This window comes from Cupriavidus pauculus (assembly GCF_022179805.1).
GTDB lineage: Bacteria > Pseudomonadota > Gammaproteobacteria > Burkholderiales > Burkholderiaceae > Cupriavidus > Cupriavidus pauculus_E.
The window spans coordinates 134,658-141,620 of the sequence record NZ_BPUO01000016.1 but is presented as its reverse complement, the minus strand read 5'-3'; the positions used below and the strand labels follow the sequence as shown (position 1 = coordinate 141,620).

General features: G+C 66.7%; 5 protein-coding genes and 1 pseudogene. 1 reads left to right on the top strand and 5 read right to left on the bottom strand.

Features of this window, described 5'->3' with window-relative positions; genetic code table 11:
• Window positions 1-92: 92 nt before the first annotated feature.
• Window positions 93-296 (top strand): annotated as a pseudogene (locus MFF62_RS25815) (IS4 family transposase); the annotation flags it as partial.
• Window positions 297-385: 89 nt separating this feature from the next.
• Here the strand turns inward: MFF62_RS25815 and MFF62_RS25810 are convergent.
• From MFF62_RS25810 to MFF62_RS25790, 5 genes are all read right to left on the bottom strand, one after another.
• Entirely contained in the window at window positions 386-1,498 is a 1,113-nt protein-coding gene (locus tag MFF62_RS25810; RefSeq protein ID WP_238265981.1) for an acetoin dehydrogenase dihydrolipoyllysine-residue acetyltransferase subunit, read from the bottom strand.
• On the bottom strand, window positions 1,498-2,514 hold the full coding sequence (locus MFF62_RS25805) for an alpha-ketoacid dehydrogenase subunit beta (protein WP_238265980.1): 1,017 nt from the start codon (window positions 2,512-2,514) through the stop codon (window positions 1,498-1,500). Before MFF62_RS25805 ends, MFF62_RS25810 begins: the two co-directional genes overlap by 1 nt.
• A gap of 31 nt (window positions 2,515-2,545) precedes the next feature.
• The gene (locus tag MFF62_RS25800) at window positions 2,546-3,544 is read right to left on the bottom strand and encodes a thiamine pyrophosphate-dependent dehydrogenase E1 component subunit alpha (RefSeq protein WP_238265979.1); all 999 of its coding nucleotides are present in this window, start codon (window positions 3,542-3,544) and stop codon (window positions 2,546-2,548) included.
• A gap of 85 nt (window positions 3,545-3,629) precedes the next feature.
• Window positions 3,630-4,673 carry an ATP-NAD kinase family protein gene (locus MFF62_RS25795; RefSeq protein ID WP_238265978.1) on the bottom strand — a complete coding sequence of 348 codons (1,044 nt, stop codon included), beginning with the start codon at window positions 4,671-4,673 and terminating at the stop codon, window positions 3,630-3,632.
• Window positions 4,674-4,868: 195 nt separating this feature from the next.
• The gene (locus MFF62_RS25790) at window positions 4,869-6,848 is read right to left on the bottom strand and encodes a sigma-54-dependent Fis family transcriptional regulator (RefSeq protein ID WP_238265977.1); all 1,980 of its coding nucleotides are present in this window, start codon (window positions 6,846-6,848) and stop codon (window positions 4,869-4,871) included.
• Window positions 6,849-6,963: the final 115 nt, after the last annotated feature.

Here is a 6,963-nt window from a genome sequence, read left to right as displayed (position 1 = left end):
CCGTCATCGCCTGGCGCATCCTCTACACCACACTTCTTGCCCGCATCGATGGTGATTTGCCCTGCGAAGTTGTGCTCTAACCAGTCGAATGGCAGGCGCTGTATTGCCGCGTGCATCGCACCACCCGGCTATCGGACCAAGTGCCGTCCCTGAACCAAGCGATGCGATGGATAGCCACCCTTGGCGGCTACCTAAATCGCCGCAACGATCCTCCGCCCGGCGCTACCGTCATCTGGCGAGGCTTCTTCGTCTTGCACGAAATCACAGAGATGTTCCGTATCTTTAATTCGGAATAGCCGGCCAAGCTTGTGGGTAAAGCTCAGCCCAAAGGGAGAGGGGAGAAAACAAGCGGCGGGAAAAAACCACGAGGTGGGAACAACCCCGCCTACCCCGCCAGATGCACCTTCAACAACCCATTCACCTCACCAGCCTTCTCAAGCTGGCTCATGTGCCCGGCATCATCAAACACCATCACCGTAGCCCCTGCCGGCGCATTCTCAGCGTGCGCCGCCGGAATGATTCGGTCCTTGTCCCCCCAGATCACCAGCGTACGTTTGCCGGCATCCCCCAGCCGCAGCCCGGGCTGCTCGCGCTGCCTCCCTTCCGCAAACAGACTCGCCCCCAGCGCCGTCAACGCCTCGGGCACCCCATCCAGCCGCTTGTACCGCAACAGGTCGTCCAGCATTTGCCGGCTGACCAGTTCCGGATTGGCGAACAGCAGCTCGATCACCGGTTTCAGGTCACGCCGTGACTGCGCGTTGACAAAGCCCTCCGTGTATCCGTTGTTGATCGTGTCGCCAAAGCCCACGGGCGACACCAGCGCGATGGACAGCACGCGCTGGGGTGCATCCAGGGCCAGTTGCGCCGCGATGCCGCCGCCCATCGAATGGCCCACCACATGGGCGCGCTCGATGCCAACCGCGTCCAGGAAGCGCGTCACGAAGTCGGCCATGTCCGCCAGCGTCGTGCCAGCCAGTCTGGGCGACGTCTGCCCATGGCCCGGCAGGTCCAGCGCCACCACGGTGTACGTGTCCGCCAGCGGATCGAGGTTGAAGAGCCAGTTGTCGAGGTCGCCGCCAAAGCCGTGCACGAACAGCACCGCTTCGTCACCATGTCCCCGGCGGGCGTAGCGGACGCGCAGGCCGTCGACTTCCACGAAATGGAAGGCGGGGCCGGCCTCGGCCTCGTCTTCGTCGTCGGCCGGCGTTTCATAGCCGGCCACATACGTGTCGATCTCCGCATCGCTGACCTCCGCGGGTGCCAGAACGCCAAGCAGCGCCTTCACGGGCAGCACGTCGCCGGCGTCGGCCACCTTGCGCCGCAGCGTGCCGGCGTCGGGAGCTTCCACCGCGTTGGCGATCTTGTCGGTTTCCACATCGAGGATCGGCATGCCCACGCTGATCTCGGTGCCTTCGTCGACCAGCCAGGCGTTGATGGTGCCTTCCTTCATCGACAGGCCCCATTTGGGCATCACGATCGGGGTGATTGCTGCGGCCATCAGTGCTTGCCTCCCTTCATGGTCTTGCGCGCGGCCTCGACGATGCGCGCCGCGCCGGGGATGTACAGGTCTTCGAGCGTCGGCGAGAACGGCACCGGCGTATGCGGCGGGCAAACCATCTCGATGGCGGCCTTGAGCGTGCCAAATGCCTGCTGCGCGGTCTGCGCGGCGATGTCGGTGGCGATATTGCAGCGCGGATTCGCCTCATCCACCACCACCAGCCGGCCGGTGTTCTCCACCGATTCGAGCACGGTGTCCATGTCCAGCGGCGACAGCGTACGCAGGTCGATCACCTCGGCCTCGATGCCCTCCTTGGCCAGCGTGGCGGCTGCCTCCAGCGCGCGATGCACCATCAGGCCGTAGCTCACGATGGTCACGTCGCGGCCGTCGCGGGCGATGTTGGCTTCGCCGAACGGAATCGCATACGCGCCTTCGGGCACGTCGCCCTCCAGCCCGTACAAGTTCTTGTGCTCGCAGAAGATCACCGGATCGTTGTCACGAATCGCCTGGATCAGCAGCCCCTTGGTGTCATAGGGCGTGGACGGGCACACCACCTTGAGCCCCGGGATATGCGTGAAGATCGGGGTCAGCATCTGGCTGTGCTGCGCGGCCGCGCGAAACCCGGCGCCGATCATGGCGCGGATCACCACCGGGGTCTCGGCCTTGCCGCCGAACATGTAGCGGAACTTGGCCGCCTGGTTGAAGATCTGGTCGAAGCAGACGCCCATGAAATCGATGAACATCAGTTCGGCGATCGGACGCATGCCGCACGCCGCCGCGCCGATGGCGGCGCCCACATAGGCTGATTCCGATAGCGGTGTGTCCAGCAGCCGGTCGCCATGCTTGGCGTAGAGCCCCTTGGTCACGCCGAGCACGCCGCCCCAGGCGTCTTTCTCTCCGTCGGCGCCGGCGCCCCCGACGATGTCCTCGCCGAGCATGATCACCGTCGGATCGCGCGTCATTTCCTGGTCGATCGCTTCATTGATCGCCAGCTTCATGCTGAGTTTGCGGGCCATGTTGCTGTCTCCTTTGCGTTCTGGAATCGCTTCAGTAGGTCACATAGACATCGGTCAGCAGGTCTTCGGGCCCGGGTAGCGGAGCGGCCTTGGCTTCCTGCACGGCATGGTCGATCAGCGTTGCCACCTCGCGGTCGATGGCATCGAAGTCCTCGCGCGACACCACTCCGGCCTGCGTTACGGCGCGCGTGAACAGCTTCAGGCAATCCTTGTTGGCACGGATGTCGTCCAGCTCGCCGGCGCCGCGGTAGGTCTGGGCATCGCCCTCGAAATGGCCGTGGAAGCGCACCATCTTGCATTCCAGCAGCGACGGACCGCCGCCCTCGCGCGCACGGCGGATGACTTCACCGGCCGCCTCGTGCACGGCAAAGAAGTCGGTGCCGTCGACGGTCACGCCCGGAATGCCGAAGCCGGCCGCACGGTCCACGTAGCTGTCGACCGCCGTGCCGTAGTCGCGCGACGTCGATTCCGCATAGCCATTGTTCTCGATGACGAAGATCACCGGCAGGTTCCACACCGCCGCCAGGTTCAGGCTTTCCAGGAAGGTGCCCTGGTTCGACGCGCCGTCGCCGCAGAAGGTGATGCCGACTTCGCCCTTGCCACGGAACTTGGCGGCCAGTGCCGCGCCGCAGATCAGCGGGGCGCCCGCACCCAGGATGCCGTTGGCGCCCATCATGCCGCGCGACAGGTCGGCAATATGCATCGACCCGCCCTTGCCGTTGCACGAGCCGCCCTTCTTGCCGTAGATCTCCTTCATCATCGCCACCGGGTCCACCCCCTTGGCGATGCAATGGCCATGACCCCGGTGCGTGCTGGCGATGCGGTCGCCGTCGTTCAGGTGGTGCAGGATGCCGACGCCCGCGGCTTCCTCGCCCGCGTACAAGTGCACGAAGCCGGGGATATCGCCCCGGGCAAAGTCCACGTGCAGGCGTTCCTCGAATTCGCGGATCGTCCGCATCTTGCGGTAAACCGTCAGCAAGGCCTCCTTGTCGAGGGGCATCTGCGCTGACTGTGAAGCGCTGGCGCTCATGGTCGTCTCCTTTGGTGGTGGTACTGCCTTGTGGTGCGTGTGGTGCGTGTGGTGTGTGGGGTGTGTGGGGTGTGAGGCAAATCCTTCAGGACAGGGCGGGCACGCTGCGCATCAGTTGCTCGCGCGCCGCGTGGCGCATGCAGGCGGCCACATCGATGCTGCGGAATGCGTGGTCGTGCAGCGTGACCGTGAGCTCGTCGCGCGGCCCGAACGCCAGCTCTCTTTCGCCGTCGAGCGCGACGATGCCGGCGCGCTGCCGCACGCGATGCGGACGCGCGTGCTCCATGCGATGCCAGCCGGCAATCGGCACCGTGCACAGCAGGCCCGGCGCGATGGGCGCCAGCAAATCGAAGGCGCCCTCGCCGGCTGGTGCCAGTTCGATGGCCAGCCCGCCCGGATCGCGCCGGCCCACCGGTTCCAGCAAGCCGGCGATGGCCGACAGCCCGATGGCCTGCGGATCGGCATAGGCCACGTACACGGCGGCCAGCGTATCGGCGCGCCACAGCGCGCGGGCGCCGATGAACTGCTCGTGCGCGATCACGGCGTCGACCAGCGCGATGTCGCGCCGGAAGCCGCCGTCGGCATCGCGGATCACGATGTCGAGCCGCTTGTTCGAGGCCAACGCGCGGTTGTCCGGAATCCGCCCGGTGGCGTACAGCCCGGCGGCCAGGCCCGTGATGGTGGGCTCGCGCATTTCGGGAAAGGCGTTGTTGGTGCCGGTGGAGAGCCCGGCAATCGGCACCGCGCCGCATTCGCGTACCACGGCGCGGTGCGTACCGTCACCGCCCAGCACGATGATCACGGCCACGCCGGCATCGGCCATGTACCGCGCGGCGTGCAGCGTGTCGTCGATGCGGGCGGTGACCGGCATGTCGATGTACTCGACGGCGGGCAGTCCGGCGTCGGCGCCCTGGTGGCGGTCGAGGTGGCGGTTCAGCATGACGCGCAGCCCCTCGCGGTCGGGCATCATCATCACGCGGTCGATGCCGCAGGCGGCCAGCGCGGCCAGAAGGCGCAGCACGATGTTGACGCGGTCGGCCAGTTGCAGGCTGTTGGCGTTGGCAATCACGCGGCGGATGTCGCGCGCCGATACGGGATTGGCGATGATGCCGACCAGTGGTGCCGCCATGGCCTGTCTCCTGTCGCGCTTGTTGGTGACAGGGCTATCTGCAACGGATGTGCCAGGGGAAGCGGCGCCGCGAAACGGCCGGAAAGCGGCCCAAATGGATGCCGGGTCCGCGGGATAACCCGCGCTTTCGGCAGCGTTCAGCCGGTGTGCGGTGTGACAGGTGTCACAGTACAGATGTCCAGGGCTGGACAGCCGTCACGCGGGGTCGGTCTCCGAACCGTGGCCGTCCCTGCCATCACGACGATTGGGAGACGCGATGCCGTAGCGCTCCATGCGCCGGTACAGCGTCATGCGGCTGATGCCGATCTGCCGCGCCACGGCGCTCAGGTTCCAGCACGACGCGCGCAGGTACTGCATCAGCAGCATGGCCTCGGGTGACAGTCTGCCTTCGATGGCAGGCTCGGCGGGCTCGGCATTCATGCGGATGGGGTCGGCAAAGCCATCCGGCAGGTCTTCCGGCGTCACCACGCCGGCCACGCAAATCGCGCACGCGTATTCGATGACGTTGCGCAGCTCGCGCAGGTTGCCGGGCCACCGGTGGGCATGTAGCTGCTGCCGCGCCGCATCGGACAACGTCATGCCTGGCTTGCCGCCGTCGGCCATCATCTTGTCGACCAGCCAGTCCAGGTCTTGCCGCTCGCGCAGTGGCGGCAGCTCGAAGCGCGCGCCGTTGAGCCGGTAGTACAGGTCTTCGCGAAACTGGCCCGCTTCCATGAGCTTTTGCAACGGTTGATGCGTGGCCGAAATCACGCGCAGGTTGACCGGTACCGGCCGGGTGGCGCCCACCGGCAGCACCTCGCCTTCGGCCAAAACACGCAGCAGTCGCGATTGCAGGTCGCGCGGCATGTCGCCGATTTCGTCCAGAAACAGCGTGCCGCCATCGGCTTCCTGAATCAGCCCGCGCTTGCCGCGCGCCCCGGCGCCCGAGAAGCTGTTCGGCAGATGCCCGAACAACTCGCTTTCGATCAACGTCTCGGGTATCGCCGCGCAGTTGAAGGCAACAAACGGTTGCGCGCACCGTGTGCTGGCCTGATGCAGCGCCTTGGCGAAATACTCCTTGCCGCTGCCGGTCTCGCCGTGGATCAACAGGTGGATACGGGAATCCACCAGCCGCGCGGCGCGCTGCAGTTGCTGCTGCATGGCGGTGTCGCCGCCGGTCAGCGCCGCCAGCGGTGCCGGCAGCGGCGTGGATGCCTGCGAGTCGGGGCGCCCCTGCCAGCGCAACGCGGGCGGCATCACGCTCAGGTAAAGCAGGCCGCCGCTGCGGTGCAGGGCCACCAGTCGCTGTTCGCTGGGCCGCGAGTAGACGTAGCGCCCCAGGTCGGCCAGCCGGGCGTCGAACAGCGCCTCGAACGACTGGCCGATGACCGGCGTGCCCGGGCTTTCGCCGTCCAGCATGCGCCGCGCGCGGTTGTTGCAGCCGACGATGCGCCCGGCGTCGTCCAGCGCCAGCAGGTATTCGGGGCTGACATCGACGAACTCGGGCGCCACGTTCAGCTTCAGGATCCAGTCGCGCCGATGCACGCGCAGGAAGTTGGCGTTTTCGATATGGGCGGCGTAGATGCGCACCATCTGCAGCGCCAGACCCTGGCTGGCCTTGGCGTCCGGCGAGGTCAGCGCCGAGATGTCCAGGATCGCGTTGAGCCGGCCTTGCGTGTCGAACAGCGGCGCGGCGGTGCAGGTCAGCGGAATATGCGTGGCATCGAAATGGTCGGCCTGGTGGACGGTCAGCGCCTCGCCGGTGACCAGCGCGGTGCCCACCGCACAGGTGCCCGCGCCCGCCTCGCTCCATTCCGACCCCAGGTACAGCCCGGCGTGCCGCAGCGCGGCGTCGGTGTTGGCGTCGCCGATGTAGTCGACGGTCACGCCCTGGGCGTCGGTCATCAGCACCACGTAACCCAGCCCGGCCACCTGGGCGTACAGCGATTCCAGGCCGTGGCGGGCGATACGGGCAAAGTCGTCGATGCGTTGCTGATGCTCGCGCAGGCAGGACTGCGGCACGATGCGCGCCTCCTGCATGCGCGACGGATCGAGCCCGTATTGATGGACACAGCGTCGCCAGGAACTCTGGATCACGGCATCGTGGCCGATCGGCGCCGGGGACTCGGCAGGCAGGGGCAGCCAGGTGGTGGCATGCACCACGGTTTCGATGTGCTCGCGTTGCCGCAGGTCCATCGCTGTCTCCTTATGGTCTGCGGGGTAATGTATCCCACCATCCTGCCGTAGCAAACGCGGCGCTGCAGCAAAGCGCCGCGAGAGGCGCACGGGCTCGATTTCTGGCGGTTAATGG